The sequence below is a fragment of the Micromonospora sp. GCM10011541 genome (genome assembly GCF_042650725.1).
GTDB lineage: Bacteria > Actinomycetota > Actinomycetes > Mycobacteriales > Micromonosporaceae > Micromonospora > Micromonospora sicca.
The window spans coordinates 398,098-418,170 of sequence record NZ_JBHSBP010000010.1 but is presented as its reverse complement, the minus strand read 5'-3'; the positions used below and the strand labels follow the sequence as shown (position 1 = coordinate 418,170).

Below are 20,073 nucleotides of genomic sequence, written 5' to 3'. Positions count from 1 at the left end.
CCTGCGTCGACGGGACGTCAGACCAGGCGGACCCGGGCGGCGCGCAGCCGGGTCAGGGCGCGCTCGCGACCGAGCACCTCCAGGGACTCGAAGAGCGGCAGCCCCACGGTGCGGCCGGTGACCGCGACCCGGACCGGCGCCTGCGCCTTGCCCAGCTTCAGGCCGCGCTCCACGCCGACGGCCTCCAGGGTGGACTTGAGCGACTCCGCGTCCCAGGACTCCAGCGCGTCGAAGGCGGCGATCGCGGCGTCCAGCAGATCGGCCGCGCCCTCCTTCATCGCCTTCGCCCAGGCCGCCTCGTCGATCAGCGGGTCGGCCAGGAAGAGGAAGTCGACGTTCGGCACGATCTCGCTGAGCACCGCGATCCGGGTCTGGGCCAGCGGCGCCACCGCGGCGAACGCGGCCGGGTCGAACTCCTCCGGCTGCCACGGCGGCGGGGCGACGGTGCCGGTGCCGGTCAGCCACGGCTGGCAGGCGGCGATGAACTCCACCACCGGCAGCGCCCGGATGTAGTCGCCGTTGAAGGCGCGCAGCTTCTTCTCGTCGAAGAACGCGGGGGAGGGGTGCACCTCCTCCAGCCGGAACTCCTCCTCGATCACCGACCAGGGCACGATCTCCCGGTCGCCCGACGGCGCCCAGCCGAGCAGCATCAGGTAGTTGCGCATCGCCGCGGCGAGGTAGCCCTCGTCCCGGTACGCCTCCAAGGCGACCTTGTCGCGCCGCTTGGACAGCTTCTGCCGCTTCTCGTTGACCACCACGGGCACGTGCGCCCAGATGGGCGGCTTGACCCCGAGGGCGTCCCAGAGCAGCTGCTGCTTCGGCGTGTTGGGCAGGTGCTCCTCGGCCCGGATCACGTGGGTGATCCCCATGGTCATGTCGTCGACCACGTTGGCCAGCAGGAAGACCGCGGAGCCGTCGGCCCGGGCGATGACGAAGTCCTCGATGTTCTTGTTCTCGAAGGTCGGCTCGCCGCGGATCAGGTCGACCACCACGGTCTCGCCCTCGTCGGGCGTCCGGAAGCGCAGCGCCCGCCCCTCGCCCGGGCCGAGCCCCTTGTCGCGGTGGAAGCCGTCGTAGCCCTGGTACTGGGAGCCGGTGCGGGCCTGCACGTCCTCGCGGGTGCAGTCGCAGTAGTACGCCCGGCCGGCGTCGAAGAGCCGCTGGGCGGCGGCGCGGTGCTCGCCGGCGTACGACGACTGGAAGTAGGGGCCCTCGTAGCTGCCCCGCTCGATGCCGATCCAGTCCAGCGCCGACAGGATGCCCTCGGTCCACTCGGGCTTGTTACGGGCCGCGTCGGTGTCCTCGATGCGGAGCACGAACACCCCGCCCTGCTGCTTGGCGTAGATCCAGTTCTGCAGGGCCGAGCGGGCGCCGCCGACGTGGAACATACCGGTCGGGGAAGGGGCGAAGCGTACACGTACCGTCACGTCCCCCAGCCTACGGCCGGCCGCGACCGCTTTCCGCCAGGGGGCCGGGTCAGGGCACCGAACGGATCTTGAGCACCAGTGCGCTGCCGAGCAGGGTGACCGCCGCGGTGACCGCGTACAGCGTGGGGTAGCCGCCCAGGTGCACGACGATCGGGGCGGAGAGGGCCGGCCCGAGCACCTGCGGCGCCGAGTTCGCGATGTTGATCACGCCGAGGTCCTTGGCCCGGTCGGTGGCCGCCGGCAGCACCTGGGTGATCAGCGCCGCGTCCACCGCCAGGTAGACGCCGTAGCCGGCGCCGAGCAGCAGCGCGGCGGCCACCGCCATCGGCCAGACCGGCGCCACGGCGAGCAGCAGCGCCGCCACCGCCATGATCACACCGGAGGTGATCACGAAGACCTTGCGCCGGCCGGAGCGGTCCGACAGCCGGCCGGCGACCACGGCGGTGAGCATCATGCCGAGGGTGTAGAGCAGGATCAGCACCAGCAGGCCGCCCTCGGGGTCGGCCACCCGCACCCCGTCGGTGAGGAAGTAGAGCAGGTAGAGGGTGCCCAGCGCGTTGCCGGTCTGGACCAGGAACCGGGTGAACCAGGCCCAGGCGAAGTCGGGGTGCCGGCGCGGGCTGATCCACATCGAGGCGAGCAGCCCGCGCAGCCGCAGCGCCGAACGGTGCTCCCGGGGCAGCGGGTCGTCGGCGGTGAGCAGCGCGAACGGCAGCGACAGCAGCAGCATCGCCACCGCGATGGCGGCGTACCCGGCGGCGTTGCCGGTGACCAGCGCGGTGACCAGCACCGCCCCGACCACCAGGCCGAGCGCCTGCGGGATGCCCACCCAGCCGGAGACGCCCCCGCGCTGGGCGACCGGCACCCGGTCCGGGATGGCGGCGGTCAGACTGGCCAGCATCGCGTTGAAGCAGACCTGCGCGGCGACCCAGCCGAGCGCCACCCCGGCGATGGTGTCCTGGCGGGCCAGCAGCACCAGCGCGAGCGCGCCGAGCACGGCGCCGGAGGCGGTCCAGACGTGCCGCCGGCCGAGGTGCCGGCCGGCCACCCGGATCACCGTGCGGTCGGACAGCGCCCCGGCGAGCGGGTTGGCCAGCACCGCCGCGAGCGCGCCCAGCCCGGTGACGACCGCCAGCATGGCCTCCTTGTCGCCCGGCGCGATCCGCTCGACCTGCTGCGGCAGCAGCACCTGGATGGGGGTGAAGAAGGCCATCCAGACGCCCAGGTTGGCCGCGAAGATCAGCGCGATCCAGCTCCGCCGGACCGGCACGGTGGGTTCGGCGAGCGCCGCCGGCAGCGAGGTCGGCGTCGGGTTCACCGTGGTCACGGCTTGATCACCCGGTCGCGCAACCAGGCGTACGAGGACTTCGGGGTACGCCGCTGGGTGGCGTAGTCGACGTGCACCAGGCCGAACCGCTTGGTGAAGCCCTCGGCCCACTCCCAGTTGTCCAGCAGCGACCAGACGAAGTACCCGGTCACGTCGACGCCCTCGTCGATGGCGGCCCGCACGGCGCGCAGGTGCCCGTCCAGGTATGCGATCCGGTCAGGGTCGTCGACCCGGCCGTCGGCGCCCGGCACGTCGTCGTACGCGCAGCCGCTCTCGGTGACCTGGATCGGCGGCAGCGCGGCCCCGTACCGGTGCCGCAGGTCGACGAGCAGGTCGCGCAGCCCGTCGGGGGCCACCGGCCAGTCGAAGGCGGTCCGCGGGTACCCCTCCAGCGGGACGATCTCGAACGGCAGGGGCGAGTCCGGCTCGGCCGCCCGGATCCCGGTCGGGTTGTAGTAGTTCACCCCGAGCACGTCGAGCGGGGCGGCGATCACGTCGAGGTCCCCGGCGCGGACCACGCCCTCGTCGAAGCCCGGCCCGTCCGGGTAGCCGAGACCGAGCAGCGGGTCGGTGAAGAGCCGGTTGTGCAGCGCGTCGTACGCCGCCCCGGCGGCCCGGTCGGCGTCGGTGTCGCCGGCCACCCGCACTGGCGAGTAGTTGTTCGCGATCGCCACCGGGCTGCCGCTGCGCGCCCGCAGCGCCGACACCGCGAGGCCGTGCCCGAGCAGTTGGTGGTGGGCCACCGGGAAAGCGTCGAAGAGCAGCATCCGGCCCGGGGCGTGCACGCCCATGCCGTGTCCGAGGCTCATGTGGATGAACGGCTCGTTGAGGGTGATCCAGAGCTTCACCCGGTCGCCGAGGCGGGCGGCGACCAGGTCGGCGTACTCGGCGAAGCGGGCGGCGGTGTCCCGGTTGAGCCAGCCGCCGGCGTCCTCCAGGGGCTGCGGCAGGTCCCAGTGGAAGAGGGTGGCGACCGGGTCGACCCCGTGGCCGAGCAGTTCGTCCACCAGCCGTTCGTAGAAGTCCAGCCCGGCGGGGTTGGCCGCGCCGGCCCCGGTGGGCTGCACCCGGGGCCAGGCGATCGAGAACCGGTACGCGGACACCCCGAGCCCGGCCAGCAGCGCGACGTCCTCGCGGTACCGGTGGTAATGGTCGCAGGCCACGTCGCCGGTGCTGCCGTCGGCGATCCGTCCGGGAGAGTGGGCGAAGGTGTCCCAGATGGATGGTCCACGGCCGTCGGCACCGACCGCGCCCTCGATCTGGTAGGCGGAGGTGGACACCCCCCAGCGGAACCCGGCGGGGAACTCCGGCATCGGCGCGGTCGTCATTCGCCCTCCAGAAACGCGAAGCGTGCTCGGGACTCTAGGGCGCGAGCCGCCGATGCGCCATAGGCCGGGGAGCGCTGGCGGCGCAAGGGTTTTCGGCGTGTCTTTTCCGAACCCGTCCGTTTAAGTCCGAATTACCGCATACAGTCGGAATATCGCGGATGTGTCCTTAATGGGGGAAAGACAGAAATGATCCTCGTGGAACGCAGTGCGCACGTGATGGCGCCGGTGGAAGCGGTCTGGGACGTCGTGCAGCGGGCCGAGCAGTTGCCGGCCTGGCTGGCGGGGGTTCGCGCGGCGGAGGTCCTCTCGGGGGAGGGCTTCGGCCGGCGACAGCTGGTCCAGGCCGGGCGCGGCGCGGCGCACGAGGCCGAGGTGATCGCCTACCAGGAGCCGACCCTGATCGGGTGGCGCGAGCGGGCCAAGGGCGCGGGCGCCCGGGCCGAGGCGCGCACCGAGATCTACGTACAGCTGACCCCGGACGAGGAGGAGGGCGGGACGATCGTGCGGCTCATCGTCGTACGGTGGCCCGCCGGGCCGGTGAAGGCCGCCCTGCTCCGGCTCGGCCTGCGTCGGGTCGGCGCCGACCTGGAGGACTCGCTGGCCCGACTGACCGACCTGGCCGCCGTCGGCTGACGGGCCCGTCCCGGCACCGCCCGCGATGGCGATGGTCCGGCGTCCCCGCCAGGGACGCCGGACCATCGTCGACTCCGCCGCCGACACGCTGCCCGGGTTGCGGTACGTCGGGGCGTCCCCGCCCAGGGAAGGCCCGACCTGCCGCATTCCGAGGGCCGGCGACATGACGAAGGGCCCGGCGCGGGATCGCGCCGGGCCCTTCTCGCGTACGACCTAGCTGTCGCCGCCGGTCTCGCCGACCGGGGCGGCGGTGATGTCGTCGAGCGCGTACTTCTTGGCGGCCTCGGCCGGCACGTTGGCCGGCACCGCGCCGCGGAGCGCGAGCTGCCGCAGCGTGGCGACCGCCACCGACTCGGCGTCGACGTGGAAGTGCCGGCGCAGCGCGTGCCGGGTGTCCGACATGCCGAAGCCGTCGGTGCCGAGCGAGGTGTAGTCGCCGGGCACCCAGCGGGCGATCAGGTCCGGCACCGCGCGCATCCAGTCGCTGACCGCGACCTTCGGCCCGTCGGCGTCGGCCAGCTTCCGCTGGACGTACGGGACCCGCTGCTCGCCGCCCGGGTTGAGCAGGTTGTGCTCCTCGCACTCCACCGCGTCCCGGCGCAGCTCCGTCCAGGAGGTCACCGACCAGACGTCGGCGGACACGCCCCAGTCCTCGGCGAGCAGTTGCTGCGCCCTGAGCGCCCACTGCATGCCGGTGCCGGAGGCCAGGATGTTCGCCTTCGGCGCGTCCCCGTCCACCTTCGGGGCGGGGGAGTAGCGGTAGATGCCCTTGAGGATGCCCTCGACGTCCACGCCCGCCGGCTCGGCGGGCTGGAAGATCGGTTCGTTGTAGACCGTCAGGTAGTAGAAGACGTTCTCCTGCGCCTCCCCGTACATCCGGTGCAGGCCGTTCTCCATGATGTGCGCGATCTCGAACGCGAACGCCGGGTCGTACGCGACCACCGCCGGGTTGGTGGCGGCGAGCAGTAGCGAGTGGCCGTCCTCGTGCTGCAGGCCCTCACCGTTCAGCGTGGTCCGCCCGGCGGTGGCGCCGAGCAGGAAGCCGCGGGCCATCTGGTCGGCGGCCGCCCAGAGCCCGTCGCCGGTGCGCTGGAACCCGAACATCGAGTAGAAGATGTACATCGGGATCATCGGCTCGCCGTGGGTGGCGTACGACGATCCGGCCGCGGTGAAGGACGCCACCGAACCGGCCTCGTTGATCCCCTCGTGCAGGATCTGACCGTCGGTGGCCTCCTTGTACGACAGGAACAGCTCCCGGTCCACCGAGGTGTACCGCTGGCCGTGCAGCGAGTAGATCTTCGCCGTCGGGAAGAGCGAGTCCATGCCGAAGGTACGGGCCTCGTCCGGGATGATCGGCACCCAGCGCTTGCCGAACTCCTTGTCCTTCATCACGTCCTTGAGCAGGCGGACGAAGGCCATCGTGGTGGCCACCTTCTGCTTGCCCGAGCCGCGCTTGACGTCGGAGAACCGCTCGGGGCCGGGGATCTGCAGCCGCTTGCCGGTGGTCCGCCGGGACGGCAGGTACCCGCCGAGCTGCTGGCGCCGCTCCTTGAGGTACTGGATCTCGTCGGACTTCTCGCCCGGGTTGTAGTACGGCGGGAGGTAGGGGTTCTCCTCCAGCTGCTTGTCTGGGATGTCCAGGTAGAGCCGGTCGCGGAAGAGCTTCAGGTCCTCCAGCGTCAGCTTCTTCATCTGGTGGGTGGCGTTGCGGGCCTCGAAGTGCGAGCCCAGCGTCCAGCCCTTGATCGTCTTGGCCAGGATCACCGTCGGCTGACCGGTGTGCTCCATCGCCGCCTTGTAGGCCGCGTAGAGCTTGCGGTAGTCGTGGCCACCCCGCTTGAGGTTCCAGATCTCGTCGTCGGTCAGGCCCTCGACCATCTTGCGGGTCCGCGGGTCGCGGCCGAAGAAGTGCTCCCGGACGTACGCCCCGGACTCCGCCTTGTAGGTCTGGTAGTCACCGTCGGGCGTGGTGTTCATCAGGTTGACCAGCGCGCCGTCGGTGTCCGCCGCGAGCAGCGGGTCCCACTCCCGGCCCCAGACCACCTTGATCACGTTCCAGCCGGCGCCCCGGAAGAACGCCTCCAGCTCCTGCATGACCTTGCCGTTGCCGCGGACCGGGCCGTCCAGGCGCTGCAGGTTGCAGTTGATCACGAAGGTGAGGTTGTCCAACTCCTCGCGGGCGGCCACCCCGATCGCGCCCAGCGACTCGACCTCGTCCATCTCGCCGTCGCCGAGGAACGCCCAGACGTGCTGCTGGGAGGTGTCCTTGATGCCGCGGTGCTGCAGGTAGCGGTTGAACCGGGCCTGGTAGATCGCGTTGATCGGCCCGAGGCCCATGGAGACGGTGGGGAACTCCCAGAAGTCCGGCATCAGCCGCGGGTGCGGGTACGATGGCAGGCCGCCGCCCGGGTGCGACAGCTCCTGCCGGAACCCGTCGAGCTGGTCCTCGCTGAGCCGCCCCTCCAGGTAGGCGCGCGCGTACATGCCGGGGGAGGCGTGCCCCTGGTAGAAGATGTGGTCGCCGCCGCCCGGGTGGTCCTTGCCCCGGAAGAAGTGGTTGAAGCCCACCTCGTAGAGCGACGCCGAGCTGGCGAAGGTGGAGATGTGCCCGCCGACGCTGATCTCGGGCCGCTGCGCCCGGTGCACCAGCATGGCGGCGTTCCACCGGATGTAGGCCCGGATCCGTCGCTCGATGTGCTCGTCACCCGGGAACCACGGCTCGCGCTCCGGCGGGATGGAGTTGATGTAGTCGGTGGTGGTCAGGGACGGCACCCCGACCTGGCGCTCGCGGGCCCGCTCCAGCAGGCGCAGCATGACGTACCGGGCGCGCTTGGTTCCGCGCTCGTCGATGACACCGTCGAGTGACTCGACCCATTCGCCGGTCTCTTCAGGGTCGATGTCCGGAAGCTGGCTCGGCAGACCAGCGGTGATCACCGGGCGCTTGCGTTCCGTAGCCACAGGCGTTCCCTCGGTTGTGTGTGGGATAGGTCTCTAGCGCCATCCTGCCCCCTGGTGGCGCCGGTCGTCACGTCTCCCTCCCCCAGACGCGACGCTGAACACAGGTACCCGTCGGTAACTTTGCGCGATCCTCGAGTGCGCCACGCCGGCGGCCCGAGGCTTGCCCCGACGTCCTACCGTGCGGCCATGACGACGCGGCTGGTTCTCGGGGCCGGTGTGACCCTCCTCGGCAGCCTCGCACTGGTGATCGCGGTGGTGAGCGTGTACCGGGGTGGCCTGACGCTCGCGCCCGTCGGACTGCTCGGCCTGGCCCTGCTCGGCACGGGCCTGGCGACCCTCGGCCGGCGGGCGGAGGCCGGGTGGCGGCCCCCGGGGGTCGGCGGGTACTGGGACCGGCCCGCGAGCGGCCCGACCGGGATCGTCGGCTTCGGCGTGGACGTCGGTGGCGGCGACGGCGGTGCCGGCCGGCCGGCCCACGACGGCGGCTCCGGCCGGGTCCGGTGGGGCGGGGACGGCCGCTGGTCCGACGACGGCCGGGACGGGGGCCTCGGCGGTGGTGGGTCGGGCGGTGACGGCGGCTGGTCCGGCGGCGGCAACTGACCCGCTCGGGCAGAATGCGGGATGTGCGTAGTGAGGTGATCACCGTCCAGACCGGGTCCCGGCCCACCGTCCGGGACATCACCGCCGAGGCCGAGCGGTTCGTCGCCGGCCAGGGCGACGGCCTGCTGCACGTCTTCGTGCCGCACGCCACCGCCGGGCTGGCCCTCATCGAGACCGGCTCCGGCTCCGACGACGACCTGCTGCGGGCGATCGACGACCTGCTGCCCGCCGACGACCGCTGGCGGCACCGGCACGGCTCGCCCGGGCACGGGCGGGATCACGTGCTCCCCGCGTTCGTCCCGCCGTACGCGACCCTGCCGGTGGTGGACGGACGGCTGGCGCTCGGCACCTGGCAGTCGCTCTGCCTGGTGGACACCAACGGCGACAACCCCAGCCGCAAGGTCCGCTTCTCGTTCCTGCCGGGCTGACGGGGGCGCCGCCCCGCCGTGTGAGGGCGAGGTGGGTAATGCCCCACGCAACTGCGTGAGCCGCTCAACCGTAGAACTAATCAACTATTGGATCGGCAAGTAGCATGTGAGGCATGGCTCAACCCACCGTTCCCACCGCCGGCCCCGACGCGGGCGACCGCTCCGGCCTGGCCGGGGACGCGGTGCGCCGGATCATGCACATCGCCTCCGCGATCCGCCACTACCAGGACGTGGAGATCTCCGAGCTGGGCCTCACCCCGGCCGTCGCCCGGGCGCTGCACGAGCTGGACCCCGACCGGCCGCTGCCCGCCCGGGACCTCGCCGAGCAGCTGCGCTGCGACCGCTCCAACGTCACCGGCCTGGTCGACAAGCTGGAGCAGGCCGGCCTGGTGGAGCGGCGGGTCGACCCCGCCGACCGGCGGCAGAAGACGCTGGTCGTGACCGAGGCCGGCCGGCGGATGCGGGACCGGGTGCACCAGGTGATGTCCGATTCACGACTGCTCGGCGGGCTCACCAACCACGAGCTGGCCGCCCTTCGTGAGCTGGTCTGGAAGGTCTCCGACGGCGGCTGCCCGGAGCAGTGCGGCGACGAGTGAGGCCCGGCGGGCGGATCGTGTCCGAGTGGGCGCGGGGCCCCTTCGTCGGTAATGCTGTCCGACGTGACCACCCCGCAAGATCTCGACGACCGGTTCCGGGAGGCCCTGGGCGCGCTCGGCGTCCCCGCCCGGCGGCGTGACCTCGACGAGCCACTCACCGAGGGCGCGCCGCTGACGGGAGCGCAGGCGCTGGCCCTGTTCGACGCCCAGGTCACCAGTCGACTGCTGGACCTCGCCGGACGCTGGCTGCGCAGCTTCGGTGAGGGCTTCTACACCATCGGCTCCGCCGGTCACGAGGGCAACGCGGCGGTGGCCGCCGCCCTCCGGCCCACCGATCCCGCCCTCCTGCACTACCGCTCCGGCGCCTTCTACTGCCTCCGGGCCGCCCAGGCCGCCGGGACCGTCCCGGCCGGCCACGTGGCCGACGGCCCGGGGACCGGTCCCGGCGATGCCGGCTCGCCGGCCGGGGGCGGGTCGGCGGCCGACGCGACCGACGCCGGACCGGACGCGGCGAGCGCCGGGCGGGACCGGCTCTCCGCCTCCGACCAGTCCGGCGGCGCCGAGGCGGACGGCGCCGACCGGACCGAGCCGGACGCGGCGACCTCGGGGCGGGACGGGCTGCTCGGCGGCTCGGCCGAGCCCGACACGGAAGGCGCCGGCCGGGCCGGAACCGACCCCGGGCGGTCGGCGGCGGAGGCCGTCGAGCCGCCGTCCGGCACCGTGGCGCCGGACCACGACCAGAACACCGGAACCCCCGACCGGACAGCCGAGGCGCCCGCCCGGGACGCCGGCGCGCCGGACCGGGACGCGGGCGCCGTCCAGGCGAGGGCCCTTCCGCTCGGCGTCGGGGTCGCGGTCGACGCCACCGGCGAGGCGGTGCTCGCCGCCCCGGCGGTCGCCGAGGACGCGTACGCCGAGGCGGCGCGGGACGTGCTGCGGGGGATGGTCGCCTCGGCCCGGGAGCCGATCGCCGGTGGCCGGCACAAGGTCTTCGGCCGGGCCGACCTGGCCGTCATCCCCACCACCTCCACCATCGCCTCGCACCTGCCCCGGGCGGTCGGCATGGGGTTGGCCCTGGAACGCCTGCGCCGGGTCGGCGGCGGGCGCCGGGCCGGGTCCGCGCCGTCGACCGGCGAGGCGACCGGCTCGCCGTGGCCGCCGGACGCCATCGTGGTCTGCTCGTTCGGCGACGCCTCGGTGAACCACGCCAGCGCCACCGCCGCGTTCAACACCGCCGGCTGGTACGACCACACCGGCCTGCGCATCCCGGTCCTCTTCGTCTGCGAGGACAACGGCCTCGGCATCAGCGTCCGCTCACCGAAGGGCTGGGTGGCGGCGACGCTGCGCGCGAAGCCCGGGATCCGCTACTTCGCCGCGGACGGCGCCGACCCGGTCGAGGCGTACCGGGTGGCGGGGGAGGCGGCGGCCTGGGTGCGCCGGCACCGGCGGCCGGCCGTGCTGCACCTGACCACCGTGCGGCTGATGGGACACGCCGGGGCGGACGCGGAGACCGCGTACCGGAGCCCGGCGGAGATCGCCGCGGACGCCGAGCGGGACCCGCTGCTGGCCACCGCGCGGCTGCTGGCCGAGGGAGGCTTCGCCACCGGCGAGGAACTGCTGACCCGGTACGACGAGCGGGGCTGGCAGGTCCGCCGGATCGCCGAGGAGGTGCTCGACGAGCCGAAGCTCGCCTCCCCGGCCGAGGTGGTGGCGGCGCTGGCCCCCCGCCGGCCGGTACGGATCTCCCACGCCGTGGCCGACGCGGCGGCCCGGGCGGCCGGGCCGAACGCGGCCGCGCGCGCCGAGGCGTTCGGCGGCAAGCCGCCGGAGCTGGCCGGCCCGCTCACCCTGGCGCAGAGCATCAACGCGGCGCTCGCCGACGGGATGCTCGACCACCCCGGCATGGCCGTGTTCGGCGAGGACGTCGCCGCCAAGGGCGGGGTGTACGGGGTGACCAAGGGGCTGCGGGACAGGTTCGGGGCGGCCCGGGTCTTCGACACGCTCCTCGACGAGACCTCGATCCTCGGGCTGGGCCTCGGCGCGGGGATCGCCGGAATGCTGCCGGTGCCGGAGATCCAGTACCTGGCCTACCTGCACAACGCCGAGGACCAGTTGCGCGGCGAGGCCGCCACCATGCAGTTCTTCTCCGGCGGCGCGTTCCGCAACCCGATGGTGGTGCGGGTCGCCGGGCTGGCGTACCAGGAGGGGTTCGGCGGGCACTTCCACAACGACAACTCGGTGGCCGTACTGCGGGACGTGCCCGGCCTGGTGATCGCGGTGCCGGCGCGGCCGGACGACGCCGCGCCCATGCTGCGGACCTGCCTGGCCGCCGCGGCGGTGGACGGCAGCGTCTGCGTCTTCCTGGAGCCGATCGCCCTTTACCACACCCGGAACCTGTACGCCGACGGCGACGGGGAGTGGCTGGGCGAGTACGCCGAACCCGGCGCGTGGGCGGCCGGCCACGTCCCGGTGGGCCGGGCCCGGGTGTACGGGGTCGGTTCCGCCGAGGACGTCACCATCATCACCTTCGGTAACGGGGTGCGGATGTCGCTGCGGGCGGCGGCCACCCTCGCCGACGAGGGGATCGGCACCCGGGTGGTGGATCTGCGCTGGCTCGCCCCGCTGCCGGTGGCCGACATCATCCGGGAGGCCTCGGCCACCGGCCGGGTCCTGGTCGTCGACGAGACCCGCCGGTCGGGCGGGGTGGGCGAGGGAGTGATCGCCGCGCTGGTCGACGCCGGGTACGTCGGGGCGGCGCGCCGGGTGGCGGGAGTTGACTCGTTTGTACCATTAGGTCCGGCGGCGCGTCAGGTTCTGGTCTCCGAGGAAGCCATTACCGAGGGTGCCCGTACGCTGCTGGCACGGTAAATTCCGTTCCACCCGGTGCGCCACTTGCGCGGGGAGCCACAACTGTGTGGACTTGGCCCGACGGTGTCGTACGACGCCGCGAGCAGGGATGAGATGAGGAGGCACGCGACAGTGAGCGCGACCGCTGGTCAGGCCGCCGACGGGGTACGCAGCCTGGCGGACCGGTTCGGGATCGAGCCGGGGATGGTCGTCATGGAGATGGGGTACGACGACGACGTCGACCAGGATCTCCGCGACGCCCTGACCGACCGCTGTGGAGAGCTGGTCGACGAGGACACCGACGAGGTGGTCGACTCGGTGCTCGTCTGGTACCGCGACGGCGACGGTGACCTCTTCGAGCTTCTCGTCGACGCCCTCGGGCCGCTGGCCGACAACGGGGTGGTGTGGCTCCTGACGCCCAAGGCCGGGCGGGACGGCCACGTCGAGCCGAGCGAGGTCGCGGAGAGCGCGCAGACCGCCGGCCTCCAGCAGACCTCGACGGTCAACGCCGGCCTCGACTGGAGCGGCGCCCGCCTGGTGCTCCGCCGCGGGTCCAAGGCGAAGAAGTAGCCGACCCTCCACGCCCCGGCGGCCCGCGCCACCGGGTGTGGCAGGCTGATCGTCTCCAGACTCGACCCGAGGAGCTCGCATGACCATCGAGGTTGGCGCCGAGGCGCCGGACTTCGTGCTGAAGGACCAGAACAACCAGGAGGTCCGGCTCGCCGACTTCCGCGGCAAGCGCACCGTGCTGCTGGTCTTCTACCCGCTCGCCTTCACCGGCATCTGCCAGGGTGAGCTGTGCGAGGTGCGGGACAACCTCAACGAGTACGTCAACGACGACGTCCAGGTGCTGACCGTCAGCGTCGACTCCGTCTACGCCCACAAGATCTGGGCCGACCGGGAGGGCTACCAGTTCCCGCTGCTGGCCGACTTCTGGCCGCACGGCGCGGTGGCCCAGGCGTACGGCGTGTTCAACGACGTCGCGGGCATCGCCAACCGCGGCACCTTCGTGATCGACAAGGCGGGCGTGGTCCGGTTCGCGGAGATGAACATGCCGGGCGAGGCGCGCGACCAGGAGGGCTGGCGCAAGGCGCTCGCCGAGACCGTCGCCGCCTGATCCCCGAACCGGGCATACCGTTCGACCGGGCCGGTGACCGGCAGGTAAGCTTGCCAGCCACCGGCCCGCTGTACGGGCGTTCCGGGCGCGTAGCTCAGCGGGAGAGCACTCGCCTTACAAGCGAGGGGTCGCAGGTTCGAAACCTGCCGCGCCCACCACCATTGACCAGCAATAAAGTCAATCACAAGATCACGCTCGCGCGTCGCGTCGCTCGCCCCCAAGGCGAGGATCCACAACACCCACCGCAAACCCGGTGAACGTTAGTGGCCACCGCACTAGCGCAGTCCGCACGGCCAGTTCAGGCGACCTAGTGCGCCGGGGAGGGGGCTTCGGGGGGACGGCCGGCAGCGTGGCGGGCGTCGGCGAGGGCGACGGCGAGCAGGACGAGCGCGGCCACGACCGTAGCGGCCAGCGGTGGGGCGAAATGCAGGGGGACGGCGGCGACCGCCAGGGCGGCGATGGCGACGACCCGGCGGATGGAAAGCCGGTCGAACACGACGCGTTCCAGACGGATGCGGCCGTAGAGGAACAGTGCTGGACCGCCGAGGATCGCGACGAGCCACGCCGGCTCGGGCCGGCCGTTCGGGTGTTTCAGCACGATCTCGAAGCCGACGGCGGCGGCGACGATGCCCATCACCATGACGACGTGGGCAGTGCCGGTGGCGCGGCCGGCGGCTTCCCTGTCCCCCGCCGCAGCGACGGCTTCGGCGAGGACGTGGCCGGAGCGGTAGAAGTAGATGCGCCACAGCAGCACCGTCGACAGGAACGCCACCACGAGCCCCGCGGCGGTCGCCGCGGTTGCCGGCTGGTAGGTCAGCGTGGCGCCGACGGCGAGCACGGTTTCCCCGAGGGCGATCATCAGGAACTGCTGGTAGCGCTCGGGCAGGTGGTGACCGCTGTCCATGGCCCACGCACTGACCGGCCGCCGGGCCATCCCCGGTACCGGCCAGCGCAGCTGCGCGGCGACGATGTCAACGGTCACGGCGGCCCCCCACAGGGCGGCCCGGGCGCCGCCACTGACGGCCGCGCCGACGGACCAGATCACCGCCGAGGCCGCGCACCACAGCACCGACCGGCGGTAAAGCTGCCGCAGGGGGTGTCCGCGCAGCGCAGGCATCAGGATGAGCGGCCGGCCGCACAGCAGGATCACGTACGGCAGCACGAACGCCCACCCGCGGCCGACGAACGCGTACGGCAGCGACGTCGACATGACCAGCAGCCCGAAGGCACTGGCCAGTACGATCCACTGGATCTTGCGGCGGCGGGGGTCGAACCAGCTGGTGATGTGCGCGGTCGTGATCCACAACCAGATCAGCGGCAGCGCCAGCACCAGCAGGTAGGTCATCGCCCGCCACCGGACGACAAGGTCTTCGCTGACGATGTCCCGCGCGACCCGGCTGACCACCCCGGCCAGGGCGAACACCAACGCCAGGTCGATGAACAGTTCCAGGAAGTTGGCCTGCCGCACGTCCTCGCGACGTTGCAACAGGTCCTGAACCTGTCCACCGCCTTCCCGATGCCCCATACCGCTCATCCTCGCCCGCACAACCCCGGCTGACCGTGGGTTGGACGTCGTATACCCGGAGGGAAGGCACCCCACCGGTGACCGCCAACGGCAGCAGGCTGGGTTATCGCGTCGGGGTGTGCGGTAGAACTGCGGAGTGAGCCGAACTCGGCTGGAGGAATTCAGCGATGCGGTCTTCGCGGTCGCGATGACGCTACTCGCGCTGAACCTGGCGGTGGCCGGCCCGGGTCATGGCCCGCTCCTGCACCAAGTCGCGGACCACTGGCCTTCATTTGTCGCCTACCTGATCAGCTTCTTCACGATCGGGCTCATCTGGGTCAACCATCACGCCCTCATCGGGAACGTCGCCGTCGACCGGACCCTGGCCCTGCTCAACCTCGTCCTGCTGCTGTTCGTCGTCCTCATCCCGGTAGACTCGTCGTCCTCATCCCGGTAGACACGGCGACGGTGGCCAAGTACCTCGCGCTGGGCGGGCAGGCCGCCCGGGTGGCGGTGGTTCTGTATGCGGCTGCCTTCCTGGGGATGGACGTCAGCTTCGCCGGGATCTTCGAGTGGACCTTGCGTCCGGGGCGGCTCCCGCAGCCGGTGCCGAAGCGGGCCCGTTGGCAGGCGCGGCTGCGGTTCGGGGCAGCCTCGGTTCTGTATCTGGCCGCGGTCAGACGCTGCACGTCACCGAGGGCGTCGGCCTGATCCAGTCGCGTGGCGGCGAGGTCGTCGAGATCCGGCCCGGTACACCATCCACACCCCGCCCGGCGAGTGGCACTGGCACGGCGCCGGCCCCGACGACTTCATGACCCACCTGGCGATGTGGGTGTCCCCGGCGCCCGGCTCCGGGCCGGAGACGGAGTGGGGAGACCACGTCGCGGGTTAGCCTCACCCGCCCGAGGACGGTGCGGTGCCCGGGTCGGAAAGTCGGCGCCGGTACCGCACACCGGGACGTCCGTCGAGGACGATGTCCCCGACCGGGGTGAACCCGGTGCGTCCCAGCACCGCCATGGACGCCGGGTTGTCCCGGGTGGTGACCGCGGTGAGCGCGGAGAGCCCGTACGCCGTGGCGGCCAGCCGGCACACCTCCTCGACCGCCGCCGTCGCCACGCCGCGACCGGTGGCGCGCTCGCCGATCCGGTAGCCCAGCTCCGCCGTGCCGTCCTCGACGTCCACGAGGTTGACCCGGCCGATCAGGGCTCCCCGGTCGTCCAGGACGACGTGGAAGTGGATCGAGCCGGCGTCCTGCTCGGCCAGCAGGGCGCGGTGCCGGGCGGCGAACTCGGCGAAGTAGTCGTCCCCCCCGATCCGGCACCGACCGGGCGAACCACTCCCGGTTCGCCCGCTCGAAGGCCAGGAGAACCGGCGCGTGGTCGGCCCGCAGCCGCTCCAACCTGATCACGCGGACAGCGTACGTACCGACGACCACCGGGCCGGCGACGGAGCCGCCGGACACACTACCGTCGCCGGGATGACGCGACTGTTCGGCCAGCCCGGGTACGCGCGCTTCTGGGCGGCCGACACGGTCTCCACGTTCGGGACGTACCTGACCACGGTGGCCCTGCCGATCATCGCCATCGTCGCGCTCGACGCGACCGACGCCGAGGTGGGGCTCGTCAACGGCGCCCGCTGGACGCCGTACCTGCTGTTCGGGCTGCTGGCCGGGGTGGTGGCCGACCGGTACCGGCGCCGGCCGATCCTGGTGGCCGCCGACGTCGCCCGCGCGGTGCTGCTGACCCTGATCGCGACGCTCGCGCTGCTCGGGGCGTTGAGCGTGCCCGCGCTGATGGTCCTCGTCGCCGCGTTCGGCGCGCTGTCGCTGCTCTACGAGGCCGCCCACCAGTCCTACCTGCCCCGACTCGTGCCCACCGCGGCGCTCACCAGGGCGAACGCCCGGATGGAACAGAGCGCGTCGCTGGCGCAGACCACCGGCCCGTTGTTCGGCGGGTCGCTGGTGGCGGCGGTGGGCGCGCCCGTGGCCATACTGGTCGACGCGGTGTCGTACCTGCTCTCCGGCCTGCTGCTGGCGACGATCCGGGGGGATGAGCCGGCCCCGCACCCGGGTCGCCGCCACCTCGGCCACGAACTGCGCGAAGGGCTCGCCTGGGTGTACCGGCACCCGGTGCTGGCGCCGTACGCCCTCACCCTGCACGCGCGCTTCCTCTTCGCCAGCCTGGCGTCGACCGTCCTCACGCTCTTCGTCGTACGCGGCCTGGAGCCCGGACTGCCCGCGGACCGGGCGGCGTTCGGCCTCGGCGTGGTGCTGGCCGTCGGCGGCGTCGGGGCGGTGGCCGGCAACTCGCTGTCCGACCTCGCGGGCCGGTGGGGCGCCGGCCGCGCCATCATGCTGGAGCGGGTGGTCGAGCCGCTGGGCTGGAGTCTGGTGGCCCTCGCCGCGGCGGGGACCGCAGGCTGGGTGATGGTGGGCGCTGCCCAGTTCGTCATCTGGTTCGCCCTGGGGATCAGCGGGCCCAACGAGATGGGCTACCGGCAGGCGGTCACGCCCGACCGGTTGCAGGGCCGGATGAACGCCACCATCCGCTCGCTCAACTGGGGCATGCTGACCGTCGGCGCGCCGGTCGGCGGGCTGCTCGCCCAGCACCTCGGCTACCGGCCGGCGATCTGGGTCGGCGTGGCCGGCATGGCGGTCGCGGCCGCCGTCGCCGCGTTCTCCCCGCTGCGTACGGCCCGGCACCCCGGGCCGGCGCCGGAGCCGGCGCCGAGCCCGGTGGCCGTGGACTGACCACCCGCGTGCCCCACGGTCGGGCCCGCTTCCCGGGCGGTCCGGCGGGTCAGGGCGTGGTGGGTTCGCACTCCGCCGTGTACGTGTCGAAGGCGACGGTGATCGTGCCGTCGGCGTTGACGGTGGTGTGGTTCGTGATCCGGATCGACGCGTCGTTGCCCGGCCCGGGCCCCACGATCCGGAACACCAGTTGCTGGGTGGAGGTGATCGGCAGCGACCCAAATCCCTGGTCGTAGACGAAGAGGTTGACCCGGGTGCTGGCGTACCGGTCCCCGGTCGTCGCACCGATGCCGTGCACGTTCGACTGGGTCTCGACGATGTGCACGTGGAACCCGCCGGTCTCGTCGACGGTCACGTGGTACACCTCGGAGATCGTGCCGTCGAAGTCGACGACCTCGCCGAGGCCGCCGTTGGCGCAGGGCAGGACGACGGAGAGGTCCAGCGGGGCCCGGAGGATCCGGGTCGTCGTCTCCGCGGCGTACGCCGGCGCCGGCCCGGCCACGAGGACCAGCGACGGCGCGAGCAGCGCCACCGCCGAGGCGAGCCGGGCCCTACCGGTGGACCTGATCTTGTGCATGGCGATCGTCCTTCCCCGCGGACGCCCCGGTCACGACCGACCGGAATCACTCCGGAATCTGCTCGCGGTGGGTGAGGGTGTCAATGCCGTGCGCCTGTCGCGGCGGGCCGACGGGGGCCGGCGGGCCCACCCGCGGGCCGCTCCGGTCGACGGTGACCTTGCCCACCCCCGCCGCGAAGCACGCGTAGGGGCAGGTCATCCGGCGTTTACCCGGCGGTTAAGGTGGTGGGGCGAAGTCGCTCCCCCGACCGGGTGCGGCTTCGTAGTGCTTCACGGGATCCGTGGAGCCCAGCCGTTCCGACGTTCTCCGGGCCAACCGCTCCGGGACGGCTGCACCCCCACGCCTGACCGGCACGTCCGGCGGGCCAACCCGGAACGGAGTAAGCCACGCCATGAGCGTGACTACGCAGGATCTTGCTGTCCCGGCCGAGCCGGCGGAACCCGCCGAGCGCGGCCGTCTCGACCGCTTCTTCGAGATCACCCGGCGGGGCTCGACCGTCAAGCGCGAGGTGCTCGCCGGGCTGACCACCTTCGCGACGATGGCCTACATCGTCGTGCTCAACCCCCTCATCATCGGCACCGCGCCGGACGCCGACGGCAAGCTGCTCGGCATCGCGCCGGTCGCCGGGGTCACCGCCCTCGTCGCGGCGGTGATGACCATCCTGATGGGCGTCGTCGGCCGGGTGCCGTTCGCGGTGGCGACCGGCCTGGGCCTCAACGCCTTCGTCGCGTACGCCGTCGCCTCGCAGATGACCTGGGCCGAGGCGATGGGCCTGGTCGTCATCGAGGGTCTGATCATCACGGTGCTGGTGCTGACCGGCTTCCGGAAGGCCGTGTTCCGGGCCATCCCCGGCGAGCTGAAGGCGGCCATCGCCGCCGGCATCGGCCTGTTCATCGCGCTGATCGGCTTCGTCGACGGCGGTCTCGTCCGCCGGATGCCGGACGCCGCCGGCACGACGGTGCCGGTGCAGCTCGGCGGCGACGGCACGCTGCGCGGCTGGACCACCGTGGTCTTCCTGGTCGGCCTGCTGGTCACCGGCATCCTGGTCGCCCGCAAGGTGAAGGCCGGCATCCTGATCGGCATCGTGGCGACCACGGTCGTCGCCGTGATCGTCAACGCGCTCACCAAGCCGGGCCCGGCGTTCGTCGACGGCAAGCCGAACCCGACCGGATGGCAGCTCAACGTGCCGACCCTGCCCGACCCGCTGATCAAGGCGCCCGACCTGCACCTGCTCGGCAACGTGTCGTTCACGGCGTTCGCGCACGTCGGCGTGATGACCGCCGTGCTGCTGGTCTTCACCCTCGTCCTCGCCGACTTCTTCGACGTGATGGGCACGACGGTGGGCCTGGCGAAGCAGGCCGGCCTGGCCACCGCCGACGGCACCGACATGCCGCGGCTGGGCAAGGTGCTCTTCGTCGACGGTGTCGCCGCGGTCGCCGGCGGCGCGGGCAGCGCCTCCTCGGCCACCACGTACGTGGAGTCGTCCTCGGGCATCGCGGACGGCGGCCGTACCGGTCTGACCAGCGTGGTCACCGGTCTGCTGTTCCTCGGCGCGCTGCTGCTCACCCCGCTGGTGTCGCTGGTGCCCAGCGAGGCCGCCGGTCCGGCGCTGGTCGTCGTCGGCGCGCTGATGATCCGTCAGGTCAAGGACATCGACTTCACGGACGTCGGGGTGGCGGTCCCGGCATTCCTGACCATGACGCTGATGCCGTTCACCTACTCGATCACCAACGGCATCGGCGCCGGCTTCGTCAGCTGGGTGGCGATCCGGGTGGCGCAGGGCAAGGCCCGGCAGATCCACCCGCTGATGTGGGCGGTCGCGGTCGCGTTCGTGTTCTATTTCGGCATCAACCTGGTCAAGGCCGTCACCGGCGTCAGCTGACCGGCACCGACGCGCCCCCGCCGCCTCCGGCCCGAGGCAGCGGGGGCGCGCCGTGTCCGGCCCCCGGCGGAATGGTCCCAGGACGCGGCACACCGTTAC

General features: G+C 72.5%; 19 protein-coding genes and 1 tRNA gene. 12 read left to right on the top strand and 8 right to left on the bottom strand.

Translation table 11 applies throughout. The annotated features are described in order from the left end of the window. Positions 1–17: 17 nt before the first annotated feature. From gltX to ACFOYX_RS06315, 3 genes are read right to left on the bottom strand one after another with little or no spacing between them, the layout of a single operon-like run. Entirely contained in the window at positions 18–1,427 is a 1,410-nt protein-coding gene (gltX, locus tag ACFOYX_RS06325) for a glutamate--tRNA ligase (RefSeq protein WP_322442221.1), read from the bottom strand. A gap of 49 nt (positions 1,428–1,476) precedes the next feature. Then, positions 1,477–2,754: an MFS transporter gene (locus ACFOYX_RS06320; RefSeq protein WP_322442222.1), complete on the bottom strand. Its 1,278-nt coding sequence runs from the start codon at positions 2,752–2,754 to the stop codon at positions 1,477–1,479. Next, positions 2,751–4,082 (bottom strand): GH1 family beta-glucosidase, encoded by a 1,332-nt coding sequence (locus ACFOYX_RS06315; protein ID WP_322442223.1) that lies wholly within the window; start codon positions 4,080–4,082, stop codon positions 2,751–2,753. The genes ACFOYX_RS06320 and ACFOYX_RS06315 overlap by 4 nt, the downstream gene beginning before the upstream one ends. 186 nt (positions 4,083–4,268) lie before the next feature. On the opposite strand from ACFOYX_RS06315, the gene ACFOYX_RS06310 reads away from it, so the two are divergent. Then, on the top strand, positions 4,269–4,715 hold the full coding sequence (locus ACFOYX_RS06310; protein ID WP_089013161.1) for an SRPBCC family protein: 447 nt from the start codon (positions 4,269–4,271) through the stop codon (positions 4,713–4,715). Positions 4,716–4,928: 213 nt separating this feature from the next. On the opposite strand, the gene aceE is transcribed toward ACFOYX_RS06310, so the two are convergent. Beyond that, complete coding sequence (aceE, locus tag ACFOYX_RS06305; RefSeq protein ID WP_322442224.1) at positions 4,929–7,673, bottom strand: pyruvate dehydrogenase (acetyl-transferring), homodimeric type; 2,745 nt, start codon at positions 7,671–7,673, stop codon at positions 4,929–4,931. 186 nt (positions 7,674–7,859) lie between these two features. Here aceE and ACFOYX_RS06300 point away from each other — a divergent pair, with 186 nt between their 5' ends. The 7 genes from ACFOYX_RS06300 to ACFOYX_RS06270 all read left to right on the top strand — a co-directional run bounded on the left by ACFOYX_RS06300 (position 7,860) and on the right by ACFOYX_RS06270 (position 13,419). Beyond that, on the top strand, positions 7,860–8,273 hold the full coding sequence (locus tag ACFOYX_RS06300; protein ID WP_322442225.1) for a hypothetical protein: 414 nt from the start codon (positions 7,860–7,862) through the stop codon (positions 8,271–8,273). A gap of 23 nt (positions 8,274–8,296) precedes the next feature. Further along, positions 8,297–8,701, top strand: a complete 405-nt coding sequence (locus ACFOYX_RS06295; protein WP_201750000.1) for a YjbQ family protein — start codon at positions 8,297–8,299, stop codon at positions 8,699–8,701. Between the two features lie 113 nt (positions 8,702–8,814). Continuing rightward, positions 8,815–9,297 carry a MarR family winged helix-turn-helix transcriptional regulator gene (locus tag ACFOYX_RS06290; RefSeq protein ID WP_109805526.1) on the top strand — a complete coding sequence of 161 codons (483 nt, stop codon included), beginning with the start codon at positions 8,815–8,817 and terminating at the stop codon, positions 9,295–9,297. 171 nt (positions 9,298–9,468) lie between these two features. Beyond that, a complete protein-coding gene (locus ACFOYX_RS06285; protein WP_377533843.1) occupies positions 9,469–12,165 on the top strand; it encodes a transketolase C-terminal domain-containing protein in 2,697 nt (898 codons plus the stop codon). Between the two features lie 111 nt (positions 12,166–12,276). Next, positions 12,277–12,714 (top strand): DUF3052 domain-containing protein, encoded by a 438-nt coding sequence (locus ACFOYX_RS06280; RefSeq protein ID WP_109805528.1) that lies wholly within the window; start codon positions 12,277–12,279, stop codon positions 12,712–12,714. A 79-nt stretch (positions 12,715–12,793) separates the two neighbouring features. Then, on the top strand, positions 12,794–13,261 hold the full coding sequence (locus tag ACFOYX_RS06275) for a peroxiredoxin (RefSeq protein ID WP_322442227.1): 468 nt from the start codon (positions 12,794–12,796) through the stop codon (positions 13,259–13,261). 83 nt (positions 13,262–13,344) lie between these two features. Beyond that, positions 13,345–13,419: transfer RNA gene (locus ACFOYX_RS06270), tRNA-Val, on the top strand. 149 nt (positions 13,420–13,568) lie between these two features. Here the strand turns inward: ACFOYX_RS06270 and ACFOYX_RS06265 are convergent. Beyond that, positions 13,569–14,786: a low temperature requirement protein A gene (locus tag ACFOYX_RS06265; RefSeq protein ID WP_322442228.1), complete on the bottom strand. Its 1,218-nt coding sequence runs from the start codon at positions 14,784–14,786 to the stop codon at positions 13,569–13,571. 136 nt (positions 14,787–14,922) lie between these two features. On the opposite strand from ACFOYX_RS06265, the gene ACFOYX_RS06260 reads away from it, so the two are divergent. Further along, positions 14,923–15,222 carry a TMEM175 family protein gene (locus ACFOYX_RS06260; RefSeq protein WP_322442229.1) on the top strand — a complete coding sequence of 100 codons (300 nt, stop codon included), beginning with the start codon at positions 14,923–14,925 and terminating at the stop codon, positions 15,220–15,222. 11 nt (positions 15,223–15,233) lie between these two features. Continuing rightward, the gene (locus ACFOYX_RS06255; protein ID WP_322442230.1) at positions 15,234–15,476 is read left to right on the top strand and encodes a hypothetical protein; all 243 of its coding nucleotides are present in this window, start codon (positions 15,234–15,236) and stop codon (positions 15,474–15,476) included. A 183-nt stretch (positions 15,477–15,659) separates the two neighbouring features. Here the strand turns inward: ACFOYX_RS06255 and ACFOYX_RS06250 are convergent, their stop codons facing one another. Further along, positions 15,660–16,004, bottom strand: coding sequence for a GNAT family N-acetyltransferase (locus tag ACFOYX_RS06250; protein ID WP_377533842.1), 345 nt, complete (start codon positions 16,002–16,004; stop codon positions 15,660–15,662). 238 nt (positions 16,005–16,242) lie between these two features. Between ACFOYX_RS06250 and ACFOYX_RS06245 the strand changes: the two genes are divergently transcribed. After that, on the top strand, positions 16,243–17,514 hold the full coding sequence (locus ACFOYX_RS06245; RefSeq protein ID WP_322442231.1) for an MFS transporter: 1,272 nt from the start codon (positions 16,243–16,245) through the stop codon (positions 17,512–17,514). 49 nt (positions 17,515–17,563) lie between these two features. Here ACFOYX_RS06245 and ACFOYX_RS06240 read toward each other — a convergent pair whose 3' ends face one another. Together ACFOYX_RS06240 and ACFOYX_RS06235 are read right to left on the bottom strand one after the other, a co-directional pair. Then, positions 17,564–18,091, bottom strand: a complete 528-nt coding sequence (locus ACFOYX_RS06240; protein WP_322442232.1) for a hypothetical protein — start codon at positions 18,089–18,091, stop codon at positions 17,564–17,566. A 46-nt stretch (positions 18,092–18,137) separates the two neighbouring features. After that, a complete protein-coding gene (locus tag ACFOYX_RS06235) occupies positions 18,138–18,290 on the bottom strand; it encodes a hypothetical protein (protein ID WP_322442233.1) in 153 nt (50 codons plus the stop codon). Positions 18,291–18,483: 193 nt separating this feature from the next. Between ACFOYX_RS06235 and ACFOYX_RS06230 the strand changes: the two genes are divergently transcribed. After that, positions 18,484–19,974, top strand: coding sequence for an NCS2 family permease (locus tag ACFOYX_RS06230; RefSeq protein WP_322442234.1), 1,491 nt, complete (start codon positions 18,484–18,486; stop codon positions 19,972–19,974). Positions 19,975–20,073 lie beyond the last annotated feature (99 nt).

Bases quoted from the DNA above. Each gene is read 5' to 3' on its own strand.
- ACFOYX_RS06315 (WP_322442223.1), bottom strand. From the start codon at position 4,082: ATGACGACCGCGCCGATGCCGGAGTTCCCCGCCGGGTTCCGCTGGGGG.
- ACFOYX_RS06310 (WP_089013161.1), top strand. From the start codon at position 4,269: ATGATCCTCGTGGAACGCAGTGCGCACGTGATGGCGCCGGTGGAAGCG.
- ACFOYX_RS06300 (WP_322442225.1), top strand. From the start codon at position 7,860: ATGACGACGCGGCTGGTTCTCGGGGCCGGTGTGACCCTCCTCGGCAGC.
- ACFOYX_RS06290 (WP_109805526.1), top strand. From the start codon at position 8,815: ATGGCTCAACCCACCGTTCCCACCGCCGGCCCCGACGCGGGCGACCGC.
- ACFOYX_RS06275 (WP_322442227.1), top strand. From the start codon at position 12,794: ATGACCATCGAGGTTGGCGCCGAGGCGCCGGACTTCGTGCTGAAGGAC.
- ACFOYX_RS06265 (WP_322442228.1), bottom strand. From the start codon at position 14,786: ATGGGGCATCGGGAAGGCGGTGGACAGGTTCAGGACCTGTTGCAACGT.
- ACFOYX_RS06245 (WP_322442231.1), top strand. From the start codon at position 16,243: ATGACGCGACTGTTCGGCCAGCCCGGGTACGCGCGCTTCTGGGCGGCC.
- ACFOYX_RS06240 (WP_322442232.1), bottom strand. From the start codon at position 18,091: ATGCACAAGATCAGGTCCACCGGTAGGGCCCGGCTCGCCTCGGCGGTG.
- ACFOYX_RS06235 (WP_322442233.1), bottom strand. From the start codon at position 18,290: ATGACCTGCCCCTACGCGTGCTTCGCGGCGGGGGTGGGCAAGGTCACC.
- ACFOYX_RS06230 (WP_322442234.1), top strand. From the start codon at position 18,484: ATGAGCGTGACTACGCAGGATCTTGCTGTCCCGGCCGAGCCGGCGGAA.